The sequence below is a fragment of the Enterobacter sp. RHBSTW-00901 genome (assembly GCF_014103115.1).
Taxonomy (GTDB): Bacteria; Pseudomonadota; Gammaproteobacteria; order Enterobacterales; family Enterobacteriaceae; genus Enterobacter; species Enterobacter cloacae_P.
The window spans coordinates 1,762,455-1,780,136 of sequence record NZ_JABXPB010000001.1 but is presented as its reverse complement, the minus strand read 5'-3'; the positions used below and the strand labels follow the sequence as shown (position 1 = coordinate 1,780,136).

The 17,682-nt window shown below is 53.5% G+C and carries 19 protein-coding genes; 3 read left to right on the top strand and 16 right to left on the bottom strand.

The window, feature by feature from the left end:
• The first annotated feature begins 40 nt into the window (after window positions 1–40).
• Window positions 41–805 carry an AraC family transcriptional regulator gene (locus tag HV318_RS08490; protein ID WP_182272406.1) on the top strand — a complete coding sequence of 255 codons (765 nt, stop codon included), beginning with the start codon at window positions 41–43 and terminating at the stop codon, window positions 803–805.
• On the opposite strand, the gene leuA is transcribed toward HV318_RS08490, so the two are convergent.
• The 13 genes from leuA to HV318_RS08425 all read right to left on the bottom strand — a co-directional run bounded on the left by leuA (window position 802) and on the right by HV318_RS08425 (window position 15,463).
• On the bottom strand, window positions 802–2,451 hold the full coding sequence (gene leuA / locus HV318_RS08485; protein WP_182272405.1) for a 2-isopropylmalate synthase: 1,650 nt from the start codon (window positions 2,449–2,451) through the stop codon (window positions 802–804). The genes HV318_RS08490 and leuA overlap by 4 nt on opposite strands.
• Window positions 2,452–2,547: 96 nt before the next feature.
• Complete coding sequence (gene emrB / locus HV318_RS08480) at window positions 2,548–4,095, bottom strand: multidrug efflux MFS transporter permease subunit EmrB (protein ID WP_182272404.1); 1,548 nt, start codon at window positions 4,093–4,095, stop codon at window positions 2,548–2,550.
• A gap of 16 nt (window positions 4,096–4,111) precedes the next feature.
• Window positions 4,112–5,284: a multidrug efflux MFS transporter periplasmic adaptor subunit EmrA gene (gene emrA, locus HV318_RS08475; RefSeq protein WP_182272403.1), complete on the bottom strand. Its 1,173-nt coding sequence runs from the start codon at window positions 5,282–5,284 to the stop codon at window positions 4,112–4,114.
• A gap of 127 nt (window positions 5,285–5,411) precedes the next feature.
• Window positions 5,412–5,942 carry a transcriptional repressor MprA gene (mprA, locus tag HV318_RS08470; RefSeq protein ID WP_182272402.1) on the bottom strand — a complete coding sequence of 177 codons (531 nt, stop codon included), beginning with the start codon at window positions 5,940–5,942 and terminating at the stop codon, window positions 5,412–5,414.
• A gap of 315 nt (window positions 5,943–6,257) precedes the next feature.
• On the bottom strand, window positions 6,258–7,442 hold the full coding sequence (locus HV318_RS08465) for an MFS transporter (protein ID WP_182272401.1): 1,185 nt from the start codon (window positions 7,440–7,442) through the stop codon (window positions 6,258–6,260).
• A 137-nt stretch (window positions 7,443–7,579) separates the two neighbouring features.
• Entirely contained in the window at window positions 7,580–8,575 is a 996-nt protein-coding gene (gene proX / locus HV318_RS08460; protein ID WP_182272400.1) for a glycine betaine/L-proline ABC transporter substrate-binding protein ProX, read from the bottom strand.
• Between the two features lie 9 nt (window positions 8,576–8,584).
• Complete coding sequence (gene proW, locus HV318_RS08455; protein ID WP_182272399.1) at window positions 8,585–9,652, bottom strand: glycine betaine/L-proline ABC transporter permease ProW; 1,068 nt, start codon at window positions 9,650–9,652, stop codon at window positions 8,585–8,587.
• Window positions 9,645–10,847 (bottom strand): glycine betaine/L-proline ABC transporter ATP-binding protein ProV, encoded by a 1,203-nt coding sequence (proV, locus tag HV318_RS08450; RefSeq protein ID WP_182272398.1) that lies wholly within the window; start codon window positions 10,845–10,847, stop codon window positions 9,645–9,647. The genes proW and proV overlap by 8 nt, the downstream gene beginning before the upstream one ends.
• 380 nt (window positions 10,848–11,227) lie before the next feature.
• Window positions 11,228–12,187 carry a class 1b ribonucleoside-diphosphate reductase subunit beta gene (gene nrdF, locus HV318_RS08445; RefSeq protein ID WP_182272397.1) on the bottom strand — a complete coding sequence of 320 codons (960 nt, stop codon included), beginning with the start codon at window positions 12,185–12,187 and terminating at the stop codon, window positions 11,228–11,230.
• Between the two features lie 9 nt (window positions 12,188–12,196).
• Window positions 12,197–14,341, bottom strand: coding sequence for a class 1b ribonucleoside-diphosphate reductase subunit alpha (gene nrdE, locus HV318_RS08440; RefSeq protein WP_182272396.1), 2,145 nt, complete (start codon window positions 14,339–14,341; stop codon window positions 12,197–12,199).
• Window positions 14,314–14,724, bottom strand: coding sequence for a class Ib ribonucleoside-diphosphate reductase assembly flavoprotein NrdI (nrdI, locus tag HV318_RS08435; protein ID WP_182272395.1), 411 nt, complete (start codon window positions 14,722–14,724; stop codon window positions 14,314–14,316). Before nrdI ends, nrdE begins: the two co-directional genes overlap by 28 nt.
• Entirely contained in the window at window positions 14,721–14,951 is a 231-nt protein-coding gene (gene nrdH / locus HV318_RS08430) for a glutaredoxin-like protein NrdH (protein WP_182272394.1), read from the bottom strand. Before nrdH ends, nrdI begins: the two co-directional genes overlap by 4 nt.
• A 185-nt stretch (window positions 14,952–15,136) precedes the next feature.
• Window positions 15,137–15,463, bottom strand: coding sequence for an ElaB/YgaM/YqjD family protein (locus HV318_RS08425; RefSeq protein ID WP_182272393.1), 327 nt, complete (start codon window positions 15,461–15,463; stop codon window positions 15,137–15,139).
• 160 nt (window positions 15,464–15,623) lie between these two features.
• Between HV318_RS08425 and HV318_RS08420 the strand changes: the two genes are divergently transcribed.
• Window positions 15,624–15,968, top strand: a complete 345-nt coding sequence (locus HV318_RS08420; protein ID WP_182272392.1) for a DUF2002 family protein — start codon at window positions 15,624–15,626, stop codon at window positions 15,966–15,968.
• A 32-nt stretch (window positions 15,969–16,000) separates the two neighbouring features.
• Here the strand turns inward: HV318_RS08420 and alaE are convergent, their stop codons facing one another.
• Both alaE and HV318_RS08410 read right to left on the bottom strand, forming a co-directional pair.
• A complete protein-coding gene (gene alaE / locus HV318_RS08415) occupies window positions 16,001–16,450 on the bottom strand; it encodes an L-alanine exporter AlaE (RefSeq protein ID WP_182272391.1) in 450 nt (149 codons plus the stop codon).
• A gap of 118 nt (window positions 16,451–16,568) precedes the next feature.
• Complete coding sequence (locus tag HV318_RS08410) at window positions 16,569–16,769, bottom strand: hypothetical protein (RefSeq protein ID WP_182272390.1); 201 nt, start codon at window positions 16,767–16,769, stop codon at window positions 16,569–16,571.
• Between the two features lie 271 nt (window positions 16,770–17,040).
• Here HV318_RS08410 and stpA point away from each other — a divergent pair, with 271 nt between their 5' ends.
• A complete protein-coding gene (gene stpA, locus HV318_RS08405; protein WP_182272389.1) occupies window positions 17,041–17,445 on the top strand; it encodes a DNA-binding protein StpA in 405 nt (134 codons plus the stop codon).
• A gap of 38 nt (window positions 17,446–17,483) precedes the next feature.
• On the opposite strand, the gene HV318_RS08400 is transcribed toward stpA, so the two are convergent.
• On the bottom strand, window positions 17,484–17,663 hold the full coding sequence (locus HV318_RS08400; RefSeq protein ID WP_182272388.1) for a GDFGVC terminal motif YodC-like protein: 180 nt from the start codon (window positions 17,661–17,663) through the stop codon (window positions 17,484–17,486).
• Window positions 17,664–17,682 lie beyond the last annotated feature (19 nt).

Here is a 17,682-nt window from a genome sequence, read left to right as displayed (position 1 = left end):
GCCCTCTCCCACCGGGAGAGGGTAAGGGTTGTTTAACCCCATGACCACAACCTCGACCTTCTCCTTTGTCCATCGTCCCCTGGTACCGTTTGCGCATGATTATGCTCATGGCGACAGTGAACCCTGGCATCAACATGACTGCGCACAGCTGTTGCACTGCCTGAGTGGTGTGGTGAGGGTGGATACTGCCTCTGGCTGTTGGGTTGTCCCACCGGGTCGCGGCGTCTGGCTGCCTGCGGGTACACGGCATTCCCTGCACATCACCGGTCATGTTGCCGCACGTACGCTGTTTATCGATCCGCTGGCCCGTGCCGATCTCCCGGCGACCTGCCAGATCGTGCAGATCTCTCCACTATTACGCGAACTGATCCTCGCCTCTCTTACGCTTCCGGAGTCGTACTCGCCAGGCAGCCGGGATGAGCGGGTGTATGAATTGATCCTGGATGAAATTCGCGTGATGCCGGTACTACCGTTTCACCTGCCGGAGCCGGAAAGTGAAACGCTGCGAAATCTTTGCAAGCAGATCCGCCAGACGGCGGGAGAAAGCTGGAGCAGCGTGCAGGCCGCCAGCCTGATCGGCATGAGTGAGCGAACCCTGAATCGCCATTTTCAAACGCAGACGGGGTTAAGCTACAGCGAGTGGGTAAGAAGGGCGAGATTACTGGAAGCGCTACAGCGGCTGGCGCAGGGCCAGCCTGTGTTACGTGTGGCTCTGGATCTGGGTTACGGCAGCCACAGCGCCTTTACGGTGATGTTTCGCCGGGTGATGGGAATTTCACCCAGCGATTACTTCAAAGACAGCTAACTGATGGCGTTCAATAGTGCCTGAAGAGACGCGCGTGCCACGTCGCTGTCAATGCCGACTCCCCAGCGGCTACTGCCGTCCTGGAACAGACAGCGGATATACGCCACAGAGCGGCTGTCGCTACGTTCTCCCAGGGTATGTTCATGATAATCCTTAATCACAAACGGGGCGTTAACCCAGCGGCTCAGGCCGTTAGCGGCGGCGGATAATAGTCCATTTCCCTGGCCATCAAGCTGGCGCACTTCCCCTTGTGCGATGATGTTTGCCGTCAGACGTAACTGCCCGTCCTGCTGGCTGTCGCTAAGGTAAGATTGCAGGGAAAAGCGCGGTGTCACCACCAGTCCATAGCGGCTGCGGAACAGTTGCCACAGCGCATTCTGCGTCATCTCTTTCCCGTGTTTATCCGTTTCCTGCTGTACGTACTGGCTAAAGTCCTGCTGCAGGACACGAGGCAATTTCAGACCATGATTCTGTTCAATAAGCCAGGCGCTGCCGCTTTTACCGGACTGGCTGTTCACGCGGATCACCGCTTCGTAAGTACACCCAATATCCTGCGGATCGATGGGGAGATAAGGCATCTCCCAGCGTTCGCCGGGGCTACGGGCATCAAAGCCTTTTTTGATCGCATCCTGATGTGAGCCCGAGAAGGCGGTGTAGGCCAGTCGTCCTGCCCACGGATGGCGCGGATGCACTGGCAACTGGTTGCAGGTTTCCACGACTTCCACCACGCGGTTCATATCGCTGAAGTCCAGCTCAGGGCTGATCCCCTGGCTGTAGAGGTTCATTGCCAGCGTTACCAGACAGACATTACCCGTGCGCTCTCCATTGCCAAACAGGCAGCCTTCGACACGGTCAGCTCCTGCCATTACCGCCAGTTCGGCACTGGCGACGCCAGTGCCGCGATCGTTATGCGGGTGAACGCTAATGCAGACATCGCGACGACGGCTAAAGTGGCGACAGAAATACTCAATCTGGTCGGCATACACATTCGGCGTATTCACTTCTACAGTGGCGGGTAAGTTAATCACCATCGGTCGCTCATGGCACGGCTGCCAGATTTCCGCCACGGCTTCACAAATCTCCAGCGCAAACTCCGGCTCGGTAAAGCAGAAGGTTTCCGGGGAGTATTCATACTGCCAGCGGGTGTCGGGGTTCTCTTCACAAAGCTTACGGATAAGGTGCGTGGAACGGGTTGCCAGCTCGACGATCCGGGCTTTCTCCATACCGAACACCAGGCGGCGGAACAGCGGTGCAGTCGCGTTATACAGATGAACAGTAGCCTGCTTCGCGCCGCGCAGGGAGTCAAAGGTGCGAAGGATCAGATCTTCCCGTGCCTGCGTTAATACCTGGATGGTCACATCATCCGGGATGCGGTTTTCTTCGATCAACTGGCGAACAAAGTTGAAGTCGGTTTGCGAAGCGGAAGGGAAGGCGACCTCGATCTCTTTGAACCCGCAGCTTAGCAACAGATCCCAGAACTGCAGCTTGCGTGTGCTGTCCATCGGTTCGGCGAGGGATTGATTACCGTCGCGTAAATCGGTAGAGAGCCAGCGCGGCGCATGAGTAATGCGTTGCTCAGGCCAGCGACGGTCGGGCAGAGAAATGGCGGGAAAAGGCTGGTATTTGTCGGCGGGTGTGTTCAGCATGATGCGCTCCTGTTGTCTTTTCACTATCGTGAATTGATCTCAGGAGCGCTGCTTTATCGGAACTGACAATCGCTGTCGCGTTTTGGACAACGTGGGTTAGTGCGCACCACCACCACCGCTACCGGCACCAAACGGCGGTCTGGCAAACCACACCAGGCCGAGCAGAATGATAAAGATCCCTGCCGATATCCAGAAAATCTCATTTGCAGAGATAATCAACCCCTGGTTAGTGATCTGCTGTGCAATCCAGCCGGAGGCCTGCTGCTCCGTCATTCCCATTCCCTGAAGCTGGTTATACATCTCCCGGGAGTTCGGGTTGAACGGGTTCACCGCTTCGGTCAACTGGGCATGGTGCATCGATTCACGGTTGGTCCACAGGGTGGTGGTGATCGACGTCCCGATGGAGCCTGCCAGCGTACGGGTAAAGTTCGACAGGCTGGACGCTGCCGCCATTCGTTCAGGTGGCAAACCGGAAAGCGTAATGGTCGTCAGTGGCATAAAGAAGCATGCTACGGCAAAGCCCTGAATAAACTGCGGCCAGGCGGATGCGCCAAAGTCCATTCCCGGTTCGAACGTATACGCGCGCCAGTAGAAGCACACGGCGTACATGATAAAGCTGAACGTCACCAGCCTGCGCATGTCGAGCTTATGGGCAAAACGGCCAATAATCGGCGACAGCAGAACCGGAATCAATCCAACCGGTGCAGAGGCAAGACCCGCCCAGGTTGCGGTGTAGCCATATACCTCCTGCAGCAACTGCGGTAGCAGAACAATGGCACCGAAGTAGAGCATGTAGGCGAGGCTGATACACAGGCAGCCTATGGTGAAGTTTCGCGACTTAAAGAGCGAGAGATCGACTATCGGGTTATCATCGGTCAGCTCCCAGACAATCAGGAAACTGAGCGATACCACCGCAACAATCGTCAGGATGATGATCTCCCGTGAGTTGAACCAGTCCAGCTCTTTACCCTGGTCGAGCATCACCTGCAGGCTACCGATGCCGAGGATCAATAACGCCAGGCCCACGCTGTCAATGCGCCGCTGTTCGGTTCGCGTTTCCCTGCCACGCAGCGACTGCAACGTCATCATGACGACGATGGCACCAATCGGTACGTTGATGAAGAAGATCCAACCCCAGTGATAGTTATCGCTGATATAGCCGCCCAGAATAGGCCCGCAAATCGGCGCAACAATCACGGTCATTGACCACAGCGCCAGCGCGATAGAGCGTTTGGCAGGCGGATAGTTGTTCAGCAGTAAACTCTGTGACAGCGGAATCAATGGCCCGGCCACAATCCCCTGAATGACGCGGAAGAAAATCAGCATCGTCAGGCTGGTGGACATGCCGCACGCCCAGGAGGCGAGCACAAAGGCGATGGTTGACCAGAGGAACAGCTTCACCTCACCGACGCGCTTTGCCAGCCAGCCGGTAATCGGAATGGAGATAGCGTTCGCCACCCCGAACGAGGTAATGACCCAGGTTCCCTGGCTCAGTGATGAGCCAAGGTTCCCGGCGATAGTGGGGATCGCCACGTTTGCGATGGTGGAGTCCAGCACCTGCATGAATGTCGCCAGTGACAGCGCAATAGTCATAATGACCAGTTGCGCGCCTTCCAGCGGTTTTTGCGGCTTTTGCTGTTGCATAACGCTCACCTTCGGATTAACCGGCGTTTGCCTTCACGATGTCATCGATCAGTTTGTTGACCGGATCGAGGCTAATTTCACGGGCGTTACTTTCATAAGCCGGGCTGCTACGTACCTGGCTTGCCAGGATCTGTCCATCGCGGTTGGCAGTATCAACCGTTACCAGCGTAGAGAGGCCAATACGCAGCGGGTGGTCAGCGAGCTGTTTTGCATCCAGCTCGATACGCACGGGCAGACGCTGGACCACTTTGATCCAGTTACCGGTGGCATTCTGCGCGGGCAGCAGGGAGAAGGCGCTGCCGGTCCCCATATCCAGACCCACTACTTTACCGGTGTACTTCACGTCATCACCGTAGATGTCGCTGATAACTGTCGCCGTCTGGCCGATACGCATATGGGCAAGCTGCGTCTCTTTGAAGTTGGCATCCACCCACAGATTGTTTGCCGGTACTACCGCCATTAGCGGTGTTGTTGGGCTAATCTGTGCGCCTGGCTGGACGGAACGACGGGAGACGTATCCGGTCATTGGGCTGACAATTTTGGTACGCTGCAGGGCAAGCCATGCGTTGCGCACTTCAGTCGCCGCCTGTTTTACCGCCGGTTGGTTTTCCAGACTGGTACCGAGTACCATCGCCTGGTTGGCGTTGTACTGTTGGATCGCCACATCCAGCTGTGCCTGTGCGCTGGCAACGGCATCACGGGCGTGTTGCAGCTCTTCGCGGCCAATCAGGTTGGCGGTGCCGAGAGGAACACGACGATTGAGGTCGCTCTGCGCCTGGGTCAGCGCGGTTTTTTGCACATCAATGCTGGCCTGAAGCTGTTTACTGTTGATCATCAGCTGGCGGGTTTGACGGACGCTGGAAGCCAGCCCTGTCTGTGCTTTTTCAAACGCCTGCTGGGCGTCGGTCGGGTCGAGTGTAACCAGCACATCCCCTTGTTGCACAAAGTCGGTATTGTCAGCCCAGACTTTCGTCACGCTGCCCGACACCTGCGCCATAATTTGTACCTGGTTCCCTGCCACGTATGCGTCGTCCGTCTCTTCAGCATGACGCAATACTAAAAACCAGTAGATCCCATATGCCACGGCAATAGTAATAAAGAGCAAGGTCAGCAGAAGAAGGGCGCTCTTACGTTTGCCTTTCTTGTTGGCCGGTTGCTGCGGGGTTGCATTCTCCGCATTTGCGCTCATTGTTGTTCTCCACGATCTTCTTATTTTCACATCGGCTGAGCCGACCTGTTGTCAGAAAGGCCAGCAGTGTGACGTGCTGGCCTGTCAGTTTTCTTTTCTAATCTGGATAATCGAGCGTGTCGTCGCGTTAGCGCAGCGCTTCAAGAATAGCGCCATCTTCATCCATCTGATCCAGACGGGTAAGCAGCTTGCGAGTGATGTGCTCAAGCTGGTCGCGCTCGGCGGTGCTGAGGGCAGACCAGAGTTTGTGCAGACAGTTGTGCTGAGGTGGTAACACCTCACGCAGGAATTCGTGACCTTTTTCAGTCAGTTGCAAATGCAGACAACGGCGATCGTTGTCGCTTTCACGGCGCTCAATCCAGCCGCGTTTTTCCAGCTCATCAGCAATACGGGTGGCATTGGTACGGGACGAACCCAGCGCGCAGCTCAGCTCTGATGGCTGGATACTGTGGTTTTCCTGAGACTCCAGCGTAATCAACGCCATAAACAACGTCTCGTTAATCCCTTGAGCTTTCAGCATTTTATTTCGGTTATCCAGTAACTTCCCCTGCATGTGCATGCACAGGCGGGTCAGCAGGATTTCCTGATACGGGAAGTCCTCATGACGACTGGCGCGGAATTTAAGCATTTGTTCAATGGGCGTAAACGAACTATCCATTTGGGTATAACCTCATTAATTACAGCCGATATAGTAACGATGGTGACAAATAATGTAAATGAATTATTTGTGCGGTTATATCCGCCAAATTTATGACACCATCAGAAAGCGCCGGGTAAGTCCGTGACCCGGTGAGCACAGAAAGGACGAGGGATTTGCCCCCGGAAGAGAGGATGTGAGGACGGGGTTCTGAACTATTCATGCCGATTGTAAATATGTCACCCACATTAAAATTTCTGGGATAAATGATTACATTAACATTAACAGACTGAAAGGCCCCTTTATACCCATAAGAGGCCTAAAGCAGTGTAAAACTTAGTGGATTGACTCCTGGCGATGAAACCCACGCCACCAGACCAGCAGATTCAGTGCGGCCACAATTGCCCCTATTGCACATACGCCTGACCAGCCCGCGTGCTGCCACGCCGAAGCTGAAATTAATGAACCCGCAGCACCACCGATAAAATAGCTGGTCATATACCCGGCAGTAAGGCGGTTACGCGCCTCTGGCTTCACGCGGTAAATGACGGTCTGGTTGGTAATATGCACACCCTGCACGGTGAGGTCGAGCACCAGAATACCAACGATCAGCGCCAGTACAGAGGTATGTCCGTACCAGATAGCAGTCCAGGAAAGCAGCAGTAAAACCAGCCCGGTGGAGGTGGTCAGGTGGGATTTGCCTTTATCGGCCAGCCCGCCAGCCGGACGCGCACCCAGCGCGCCCGCCGCGCCAGCCAGACCAAACAGGCCAATCACCCCTTCGGAATAGTTAAACGGCGGCGAGGCAAGGAGAAATGCCATCGACGTCCATAAAATACTGAAGTTAGCAAAGGTGAAACATCCCAGCAGCGCGCGGGTGCGTAGCAGTTTATCCTGGGTGAAGAGGCTGAAAACCGAGGCGAGAAGCTGCGGGTAGTTCAGGTGATTCTCCGGCTTCACTTTTGGCAGCCCACGCCACAGCGCCAGCGCCATCGCCACCATCAGTACGCTGGCTACCCAGTAAACGGTGCGCCAGCCACCCAGGCTTGCCAGCAGTCCCGCAACGGTACGCGCCAGTAAAATCCCCAGCAGCAGGCCGCTCATGATGGTGCCTACCACTTTGCCGCGTTTTTCCGGCGAGGCGAGCGTGGCGGCGAGCGGTACCAGAATTTGTGCCACGACAGAGAACAACCCCGTCAGGGCGGTGCCGATAATCATCATCGTTAACGACTGACTACTGGCGGTGATCAGCATCCCGCCTGCGGCCAACAGGGTCATGGAGACAATCAACATCCGGCGTTCAAACATATCGCCCAGCGGTACCAGGAACAGCAGCCCTGCGGCGTAGCCAAGCTGTGCGGCGGTGACAATAAAACCTGCTGAGCTGGCGGAGAGGTTAAACGCGCGGGCGATGGTATCAAGCAGAGGTTGTGCGTAGTAGTTACTGGCGACAGCCAGACCCGTTGCCACGGACATTAAAAGGATGAGTGCCGGGCTAAGCCCGTGAGTTGTTTTTGTCATTAGGTTCAGGGATCGTGAATTAAGTGATTATTTTTCCAGAACCATAATAACGAATGATGGTGAATGTTGGGGGATTGTTAAGTGATGGTTTGTGCGGTTTAGCTTCCCTCTCCCGGTGGGAGAGGGAAGTGAAATGATTACTTCTGCGCGTCCAGCGCCTCCTTCAACCAACCGTCAAACTGTTTCTGGTGGGCTTTGATCCAGCCGTCGACGTGGCCTTTAACATCCGCTTCAGACGATTTTCCGTCATGCATCATGGCATTCTGGGCGTTGATGTCCGCCAGCGGCAATTTCATCACCGAAAACAGTTTTGCCGCCGCCGGGTTTTTCTCTGCCCAGGCTTTGTTGGCAACAATATGCATGGTGTTTACCGGGAAGCCGTAATTCATGCCGTTTGGCAGCTTAGTGTCGATATCTTTCTGCTCGCCTGGCAGGGAGGAGAACGGTACCTGCAGCCACACCACGTCTTTGCCCGGCTTCAGCACGTCGCTCACCCAGTACGGAGTCCAGGTGTAATAGATGACGGGTTTACCCTCTTTAAAGCGGGCAATGGTATCGGCCATCATCGCGGAGTAGTTGCCGTGGTTTACGTCGACGGTCTTCGCCAGATCGAAGGCTTTGTTCTGGTGGTTAATCACCGCTTCACAACCCCAGCCCGGCGAGCAGCCCATCATGTCGGCTTTACCGTCACCGTTGGTGTCGAACAGTCTGGCGATCTTCGGATCTTTTAGCTGCTCAATATTGGTGATGTGATACTGGTCGGCAGTTTTCTTGTCGATCAGATAACCCTGCGCTGCACCGGTTACGAAGGTCCCTTCGCGGTAGAATTTCTTGTCACCACCGGCGGCGGCATACATATCGTCGTGCAGTGGCTGCCAGTTCACGGCGGTAAAGGTCGCATCCCCGGAGGCAATCGAGGTATAGCCCACGTTGTAATCTACTTCACTCGGCGTATTGACCGTATAACCCAGCTTCTCCAGCGCGCGGCTGACGATCAGGGTCTGGAAACTCTCTTCCGAAATGGTGCTCTGCACCGGCTGCACGGTAATGCCTTTGCCAGGCAGGTCAGCGGCAAAGGCGCTGGTGGAGACCAGGGTGGCAAACGCTGTGGCAAAAAACAGGTTCTGTCGCATCGTTGTTCCTTAGTATTTGGTGAATGGACGGGTGAGTAATCCGACAGGGCCGGTGGTATACCAGCGACGGTTACCGCGACTGCGTGAATCACGACCGACAGCCTGGGTCAGGCGGTCAAGAATAATGGCGAGGATCACGATGCCTACGCCGCCCACGGTCGCCAGTCCCATATCGAGACGGCCAATACCGCGCAGTACCATCTGGCCGAGACCACCTACGGCAATCATCGAGGCGATCACCACCATTGAGAGCGCCAGCATCAGCGTCTGGTTGACGCCTGCCATAATGGTTGGCATGGCCAGCGGGAGCTGGACTTTAAACAGCATCTGACGCGGGCTGGCCCCAAACGAGCGTGATGCCTCGATAAGATCGGCAGGCACCTGGTTAATCCCCAGAATGGTCAGACGAATAATCGGCGGCAGGGCGAAGATAATGGTCACCACTACGCCCGGCACGTTACCGATGCCAAACAGCATCACGATTGGTACCAGGTAAACAAACGCCGGAGTGGTTTGCATCGCATCCAGCAGCGGACGAATAATTTTCGCTGCCCGCGGGCTTCGCGCCAGCCAGATCCCCATTGGCAAACCGATCGCCACGCAGAAGAGCAGGGCGGTCAGGACCAGCGCCAGGGTGATCATCGCCTGTGACCACGCGCCAATGGCACCAATGGCAATCAACGAGATCAGCGTAGCGATACCCATACCTGCGCTGCCAAACTGCCAGGCGATCAGCGAGAACAGCACGATAGCTACTGGTGCGGGCATCCCCAGCATCAGCTGCTGGAAGCCATTCAGGATGTAATCCACCGGGACGCGGATCCCCTGAAATACCGGACGGAAGTGGGTGACCACCCAGTCGATCCCTTCCGTGACCCAGCTATCCAGCGGGATCAGCGTTTTGTGGAACGGATCCATAATATTGAAGTGTTCTGGCGCAGGCGCTGGGGCGCTGTTGAGCCAGTCTGCCGAACTGCCATCGGCTGGCGCAGGTGTCGATGACCCCCACGCGTCGGCAGATTGTGCAGCGCTGTCCGCTGCCTCAGTGGTTCCCCACGGGTTCGATTGATCAGCCATTGTTTGCCCCTTCGCGGTCTAAAGCCTGCAGCAACATGCGTTTTGAGATGATGCCGACGTACTGGTGTTCTGCACCCACTACCGGCACGGCACACGGTGCCTGACCCACGTGAGAGAGCAACTCGCTGAGCGGCGTTTCGGCATCTACGGCAAGCGGCGCGTCGATTAGCGCCGCATCAATTCCCTGATTTTCGCTCAGTGCGGTTTTCAGGGAATCAATCGAGACGATGCCTACAAATTTATTACCGCGTTCAACCAGATAACCGTATTCGCGGTCTTCATCCTGCAAAAGCTTGAGTGCGGAGCGCGGACCGAAACCTGGTGTTTTACGGATAATGCCGTTCGGGGTACGGCGGGCAATATCTTTGGCGCTAAAGACCTGGCTAATATCCACGCCGCGAAAGAAGGTACGCACATAATCATTCGCCGGATTATTCAGAATTTCATCCGGCGTGCCGACCTGCACCACCTCACCATTTTGCATAATGGCAATACGGTCGCCAATACGCATCGCTTCATCGAGATCGTGGGAAATAAAGACAATGGTACGTTGATGTTTCGACTGTAATTTTACCAGCTCATCCTGCATCTCGGTACGAATTAACGGGTCAAGCGCCGAGAACGCTTCATCCATTAATAAAATGTCTGGATTAATGGCTAATGCGCGGGCTAATCCCACGCGCTGACGCATCCCGCCGGAAAGTTCATCCGGGTATGCGTGAGCATAATTATCCAGACCTACCTGACGCAATGCATCCAGCGCTTTTTCCTGGCGCTCATCGGCCGCAATGCCTGCTAATTCCATGCCAAAGGCGGTATTATTTAATACCGTCATATGCGGCATCAGCGCGAATGACTGGAACACCATCGCAATCTTCTTTCTGCGCACCTCACGGAGCTCAGCATCTGATATTCTGGCGATATCCACACCATCAATCAGCACCTGTCCACGGGTGGGTTCAATCAGGCGATTGAGAAGGCGAACCATAGTGGATTTACCCGAACCGGATAACCCCATGATGACGAAAATCTCGCCTTCTTCAATGGCCAGACTGGCGTCTTTAACGCCAAGCGATAGCCCGGTTTTTTCCAGAATTTGCTCTTTCGAAAGTCCTTTTTCGATATATTTGAAAGCACGTTGCGGATGCTCACCAAATACTTTATAAAGATTTTTCACTTCTAATTTAATTGCCATGCAATAGAGAATGTCCTGTTATTTGTTTATGTCGATATGATTACCATGGTAAATAGTTAGCGGGTATTACCCTAACATACTGAGAATCTGAGACAACCCTGAGGCTACTTATGGTGTGAATTTTGCTGCAGGTGAAGTGGCTGAATTTCCCATGAGTAAAGGGCTGAGCGTGGTTTGAATTTTTCTGAATTTTTTGTTGTTGCACAGGGAAATTTCACCTGAACTGGAGTGATTCAGGTGAATATGACGTGGACATTACAGTGTAGATGGTTTGGGCATATTAAGGGTAAATAATGAAGTTTATATTAAATTAATCAGTATTAATTTCCCCTCTCCCTGACCCTCGCCACTTTGGGGAGAGGGCGGATGATAGGGCGTTTTTAAAAATCCCAATCCTTATCTTCAGTCTCTACCGCTTTGCCCATCACATACGATGAGCCAGACCCGGAGAAGAAGTCGTGGTTTTCATCGGCATTCGGCGACAGCGCCGCCAGAATCGCCGGGTTTACTTCCGCCATTTCTGGCGGGAACAGTGCTTCGTAGCCGAGGTTCATCAGCGCCTTGTTGGCGTTGTAGCAAAGGAATGCTTTCACATCCTCCTCCCAGCCGCTTCCAGTGTACAGCTCTGCGGTATAGCTCAGCTCGTTGTCGTAAAGATCCATCAGTAAATCGAGCGCAAAACCTTTCAACTCCTCACGCTTTTCCTCGCTAACTTTCTCCAGCCCTTTCTGGTACTTATAGCCAATGTAATACCCGTGAACCGCTTCATCACGAATGATGAGACGAATCAAATCTGCGGTGTTGGTTAGCTTGCCACGGCTCGACCAGTACATCGGCAGCCAGAAGCCGGAATAAAAGAGAAAAGACTCCAGAAACACGCTGGCGATTTTCTTCTTCAGCGGCTCGTCGGCCTGATAATACTCCAGTACCAGTTTCGCCTTACGCTGCAAAGCGTTGCTTTCTTCACTCCAGCTGTAGGCGGCATCCACATCTTTGGTCTGGCAAAGCGTGGAGAAAATCGAGCTATAGGAGCGGGCATGTACCGCCTCCATAAAGCAGATGTTCGACATAACCGCCTCTTCATGCGGTGTCAGCGCATCGGTCATCAGCGCGGGCGCACCCACGCTGTTCTGAAGGGTGTCCAGCAGCGTCAGGCCGGTAAAGACGCGGATCGTCAGTTGCTGCTCGGCATGACTTAGCGTTTGCCAGGCCGGAATATCGTTGGAGAGCGGTACTTTTTCTGGTAGCCAGAAGTTGCTGGTCAGGCGGTTCCACACCTCCAGGTCTTTATCATCCTGGATTTTGTTCCAGTTAACGGCACTGACAAGTGACAGTTTCATCCTTTCTCCTTACAGCGCGCAGGACACGCAGCCTTCAATTTCAGTGCCTTCCAGCGCAAGCTGGCGCAGGCGAATGTAGTAGAGCGTCTTGATGCCCTTCTTCCAGGCATAAATCTGCGCTTTGTTGATATCGCGCGTGGTGGCGGTGTCCGGGAAAAAGAGCGTCAGCGACAACCCCTGATCCACGTGTTTTGTCGCCTCAGCGTAGGTATCGATGATCTTCTCCGGGCCGATTTCGTAGGCGTCCTGATAGAGCGCAAGATTCTCGTTGGTCATAAACGGGGCAGGGTAGTAAACGCGCCCGGTTTTGCCTTCCTTACGGATCTCAATTTTCGACACAATCGGGTGGATGCTCGACGTGGCGTGGTTGATGTACGAGATAGACCCCGTCGGCGGCACCGCCTGCAAATTCTGGTTATAGATACCGTGGTGCATCACATCGTCACGCAGTTGCTGCCACATCTCGTGCGTAGGAAGCGTTATCCCTGCGCGGGTAAACAGCGCCCGCACTTTCTCTGTTTTCGGCGTCCAGCTGCCTTCGAGATACTGACTGAAGTACTCGCCGCTGGCATAGCGCGACAGTTCAAAACCTGCGAAGCGCTGGTTGCGCTCGCGTGCCAGCTGCATCGAGGTATGCAGCGCATGCCAGGTGATGGTGTAGAAATAGAGGTTGGTGAAATCCAGCCCTTCGGGGCTACCGTAAGCGATACCTTCCCGCGCCAGGTAGCCATGAAGGTTCATCTGCCCCAGACCAATGGCGTGCGACGCGGCGTTACCTGCTTCAACGGACGGTACACTGCGAATGTGGCTCATGTCCGACACTGCCGTCAGCCCGCGAATGGCGGTTTCCACCGTGCGACCAAAATCCGGTGAATCCATTGTGTGGGCAATGTTCAGCGACCCGAGGTTGCAGGAGATATCTTTACCGATGCCCGCATAGTCCAGGTTTTCATCATAGGTGGACGCGCTGTTGACCTGCAAAATTTCCGAGCACAGGTTGCTCATATTAATGCGCCCGGCAATCGGATTTGCGCGGTTTACCGTGTCTTCGTACATGATGTAGGGATAGCCGGATTCAAACTGAATTTCCGCCAGCCGCAGGAAGAAGTCGCGGGCGTTGATGGTCGTTTTGCGGATGCGGTCATCGGCAACCAGCTCATCGTAAAGCTCGCTTATCGCCACATCGCCAAAGGCTTTGCCGTAAATGCGTTCAATGTCATACGGCGAGAAGAGTGCCATGTCCGCATTCTCTTTCGCGAGCGTAAAGGTGACATCCGGGATCACGACACCCAGTGACAGGGTTTTGATACGGATTTTTTCGTCGGCGTTTTCGCGTTTGGTATCCAGAAAACGCAGAATGTCCGGGTGATGCGCATGCAGATAGACCGCGCCCGCGCCCTGACGTGCGCCAAGCTGGTTGGCATAGGAGAAGGCATCTTCCAGCATTTTCATCACCGGGATGACGCCGGAGGACTGGTTTTCAATGCGCTTAATTGGCGCACCCGCTTCGCGCAGGTTAGAGAGCAAAAACGCCACGCCGCCACCGCGTTTAGACAGCTGCAGCGCCGAGTTCACCGCGCGGCCAATCGACTCCATATTGTCTTCGATACGCAGCAGGAAGCAGGAAACAAGCTCGCCGCGCTGGGCTTTGCCGCAGTTGAGGAAGGTCGGTGTGGCGGGCTGGAAACGACCTGACAGGATCTCATCCGTTAAACGTTCTGCCAGCGCTTCATCACCCTGAGCCAGCGTGAGCGCCACCATCACCACGCGATCCTCAAAACTCTCGAGATAGCGTTTGCCGTCGAAGGTTTTCAGGGTATAGCTGGTGTAGTACTTCCATGCACCCAGGAACGTCTGGAAACGAAAACCGCTGGCATGGGCCTTCTCAAACAGCATCACCACAAAGGCACGGTCATAGCGGGCGAGTACCCGCTCTTCGTAATACCCCTCTTTGACCAGGTAGTCGAGACGTTCATTTGGGTGTGCAAACGTCACGCTGTTTGGGCGGACATGGGCGGCAAAAAAGGCGTCCACCGCATCATGGTCTTTGCCAAACTGGATACGGCCATCGCGATCGTAGAGGTTAAGCATCGCGTTTAGTGCGTGGTAATCCGGTATCGCCTGAATTACGCGTTCTGCGGTTGTCGTTGCCAAAATTCGTTTACTCCTTTACGCACGTTCTCTACGTCCTGCTGTGTCCCCATCAGTTCAAAACGATAGAGATACGGCACGCCGCATTTTTGAGAGATAACATCCCCGGCGCGGGCAAATGCCTCGCCGAAATTGCGATTACCTGCCGCAATAACGCCGCGAATAAGCTGTCGGTTGTGGGGATCGTTCAGAAAGCGGATCACCTGACGCGGTACCGTGCCTGCCGTACCTCCGCCGCCATAGCTGGGAACCACCAGAATGTAAGGTTCCTCTACCTGGATCCGCTCGCGTTCGTTGAGCGGAATACGTATCGCTGGCAGCCCGACGCGCTCAATAAAGCGGAGCGTGTTTTCCGAGCTGCTGGAGAAGTAGACCAGCCTGCTCATGCACGGGTGGCCAGGCGATTAATCATATCCGGACGAAAGCCAGACCAGCTGGTTTCTCCGGTGACGACGACCGGGAGCTGGCGGAAACCTTGCGCGCGCAGGGTATCGGCGGCATCCGGGACCAGATCGATATTCACCATCTCGAACGCCACGCCGCGGTTTTCCATTGCGCGTTTGGTTGCGTGGCACTGAACACAATTGCTACGAGTGTAAATAACAATGCTCATGATTCGTATTTCCATTTAAAATGAGAAAACGGCGCGAGTCATCGCGTCAGGTTGTGTGTGTTGCGCTAAAAGAATACTATATGTAGGTGTGGTGATTTTCAACCACACAATATATGGGATGTTTGGCGTGTTATTGCCCCGGTGATGAGCACAGCGGGGCAGGGCAGACGTATCGCGACAGGTCTTTACTTACGCAGGCTGAGCAGAGCCCCTACGACGATGCCGACGGCGGCGACCGTGCCCAGGGCACAGAGCGGTCTCTCACGGACGAAGGTATTTGCACAACTCGCCGCGTCACAGGCTGCCTGCGTCGCACGATGACGGCCATGCATTCTGGCGCGGGTTTCACGCAACAGAGACTGAGCCTTACGTTTTACGGCATCCGTTTCGTCCTTTGCATCAGAACCCCAGGATTTCAGTACTTCTTCCAGCGCGTCTGCTAATTGGCTGACATCATTACGAATATCCTGGGTGTCGTGGTTAATATCATTCCGGTTCGGTCTGTTAAACATACGATCCTCCGTAATTTTACCTTCGCATTGAGTTTAGCCCAGAATTTTAATATCTGAAGCGAGTCACGACTTATCCGGCAGTTTATGGAATATTCTGAAAGCCCTGCTAATGCTGAATACGGTAAGGTTGCCCGGCAGGAAAAAATAACGAGGAAGATATATGTATTTACGACCCGATGAGGTGGCGCGCGTTCTTGAAAAAGCGGGATTCATCATGGACGAAGTGACACCAAAAGCCTATGGATATCGCCGTGGTGAGAATTATGTTTATGTTAACCGTGAAGCGAGAATGGGGCGTACGGCTCTCATTATTCATCCGACGCTGAAAGACAGAAGCCAGTCATTTGCTGAGCCTGCCTCGGATATTAAAACCTGCGATCATTATCAGCAATTCCCCCTCTATTTAGGTGGGGAAACGCATGAACATTATGGTATTCCGCATGGTTTCAGTTCGCGTATGGCGCTGGAACGGTTCCTGAAGGGACTGTTTGGCGAAGTACAATAGGTCTGCGACTGGCATACGCCAGTCGCTCCTGATCACGCTTTTGCCTGGTCGTACTGGCTGACTTTAAACAGGCGACGACAGTAGTCGAGAAAATAGCCATACACCGCGCCCATCAACATTGAAATCACAATGTTCGAGCTCACCGCAGCGGCAATTTGATGCCAGTCTGCGCCAACCGTGAGCAAAATCGCCACGTAGACCGGAGACTGGAAAGTGACATATGCCAGTACGTCTGCCAGATTTTTCACCCAGCCTGCCGGGCTCATACGACGGGCGAAACGCATCACCGCATCGCGGTATAATCCGTAAGGCCATGCAATAAGGATGTTTACCGGGATCGCCACCAGACGAGAAGAAAGCGACTGCTCGAAGGACATTCCGGAGAGGAATATTTCAATCAGCATGTTCACGACGGAACAGTAGACAACCATCGCGACGGTATCCGCTACCGCATGGCGCAGGCGAGATTGCGGTGAGAACATGTCTGAACTCCTTGAGAAGAACACGATAGTAACGTTTTACCCGAAGCTTTTAGTGCTTTAGGTTGCTTTGTTTGGTGTGTATAGCGTATATCTCTGGTTTAAAACTAACAATTAGTGATTAATTTTTATTTATTACCATTTTGTCCACAAAACTCTCTAAAATCGATTGATTTTTAATCGCCTCGTTATTTTCTTTTTCTTTATTATTTTTGTTGTTTAAAATCATGTTGTTATGATCTGTTTGCATGATTCTCCCTCCCGGATTAACCATGTTATCAGCATGGTGTTTCTTGTTTTGAACAAAAAACATTCGCTTCATGATAATTGTTCTTCATTTTTTAATTTTGCAGATAAAAATGCTGATTTTGCTCAGTCTGTTTTATTCTTCTGTGTTGCATTTTTATGCATTCGCTCATCGTGCAGCGTTATATCCCCCCATGCTTTATCCAGAATTAGAGCAATATTAAGTTTAAATATTTCAAACTATTTACAGCAATGGCTGAGAAATTAGATGGGTAGATATTGAAGGGGAAATGAATTATTCTGTTCTTTGATTTCTCGACTTACCACAAAAAAGGTTTTCAATTAATATGTCTTTGACGTTACAGAATCTAAATAATATCCGTACACTGCGTGCAATGGCGCGTGAATTATCCCTGGATGTTCTTGAAGAAATGCTGGAAAAAGTCAGGATCGTTGCGGAAGAGAAACGTAGCGAGCAGGAAGAGTTCGAGCAACAACGCGCTGAACAGCAGGATAAAATTAATGCTTTGCTGGAACAGATGAAAGCTGATGGTATTTCACCTTCCGATCTGCTCGGTTCTCAACTGGCTCAGACGGGCAATCCGGCGAAAAAACGCAAAGCGCGTGAAGCAAAATATCGCTTTATTGACGTGAACGGTGAAGAGAAAACGTGGACCGGTCAGGGCCGCACGCCGAAACCAATCGCCAGCGCACTGGCAAACGGTAAATCACTGGATGAATTTCTGATTTAATCCGTGGGCCGGGCGGAAAACTCCGCCCGGTTGCATATTTAGCAGACGCCGAAATCACCGTCTTCGGTGTACAGGGCAACATCTGCGGAGCTCAGCGTGAATTTCTCACCCTGCTCATTGCTGGCCTGCACTGCCACAATACTCTCGCCGTTCACTTCGAGAATTTTCAGTTTCGGGCCGCCTTTACGCGGTTGCACATAATCACCGACAGAAAACATAGTACCTCCTCATCGTTAT

Excerpts from the sequence above, each read along its gene's own strand:
- HV318_RS08400 (WP_182272388.1), bottom strand. The coding sequence starts at position 17,663 with ATGTTTTCTGTCGGTGATTATGTGCAACCGCGTAAAGGCGGCCCGAAA.
- HV318_RS08490 (WP_182272406.1), top strand. The coding sequence starts at position 41 with ATGACCACAACCTCGACCTTCTCCTTTGTCCATCGTCCCCTGGTACCG.
- proV (WP_182272398.1), bottom strand. The coding sequence starts at position 10,847 with ATGGCAATTAAATTAGAAGTGAAAAATCTTTATAAAGTATTTGGTGAG.
- HV318_RS08425 (WP_182272393.1), bottom strand. The coding sequence starts at position 15,463 with ATGTTTAACAGACCGAACCGGAATGATATTAACCACGACACCCAGGAT.
- alaE (WP_182272391.1), bottom strand. The coding sequence starts at position 16,450 with ATGTTCTCACCGCAATCTCGCCTGCGCCATGCGGTAGCGGATACCGTC.
- emrA (WP_182272403.1), bottom strand. The coding sequence starts at position 5,284 with ATGAGCGCAAATGCGGAGAATGCAACCCCGCAGCAACCGGCCAACAAG.
- mprA (WP_182272402.1), bottom strand. The coding sequence starts at position 5,942 with ATGGATAGTTCGTTTACGCCCATTGAACAAATGCTTAAATTCCGCGCC.
- proX (WP_182272400.1), bottom strand. The coding sequence starts at position 8,575 with ATGCGACAGAACCTGTTTTTTGCCACAGCGTTTGCCACCCTGGTCTCC.
- HV318_RS08465 (WP_182272401.1), bottom strand. The coding sequence starts at position 7,442 with ATGACAAAAACAACTCACGGGCTTAGCCCGGCACTCATCCTTTTAATG.
- leuA (WP_182272405.1), bottom strand. The coding sequence starts at position 2,451 with ATGCTGAACACACCCGCCGACAAATACCAGCCTTTTCCCGCCATTTCT.
- nrdI (WP_182272395.1), bottom strand. The coding sequence starts at position 14,724 with ATGAGCAGGCTGGTCTACTTCTCCAGCAGCTCGGAAAACACGCTCCGC.
- HV318_RS08420 (WP_182272392.1), top strand. The coding sequence starts at position 15,624 with ATGTATTTACGACCCGATGAGGTGGCGCGCGTTCTTGAAAAAGCGGGA.
- stpA (WP_182272389.1), top strand. The coding sequence starts at position 17,041 with ATGTCTTTGACGTTACAGAATCTAAATAATATCCGTACACTGCGTGCA.
- nrdF (WP_182272397.1), bottom strand. The coding sequence starts at position 12,187 with ATGAAACTGTCACTTGTCAGTGCCGTTAACTGGAACAAAATCCAGGAT.
- nrdH (WP_182272394.1), bottom strand. The coding sequence starts at position 14,951 with ATGAGCATTGTTATTTACACTCGTAGCAATTGTGTTCAGTGCCACGCA.
- proW (WP_182272399.1), bottom strand. The coding sequence starts at position 9,652 with ATGGCTGATCAATCGAACCCGTGGGGAACCACTGAGGCAGCGGACAGC.
- HV318_RS08410 (WP_182272390.1), bottom strand. The coding sequence starts at position 16,769 with ATGAAGCGAATGTTTTTTGTTCAAAACAAGAAACACCATGCTGATAAC.
- emrB (WP_182272404.1), bottom strand. The coding sequence starts at position 4,095 with ATGCAACAGCAAAAGCCGCAAAAACCGCTGGAAGGCGCGCAACTGGTC.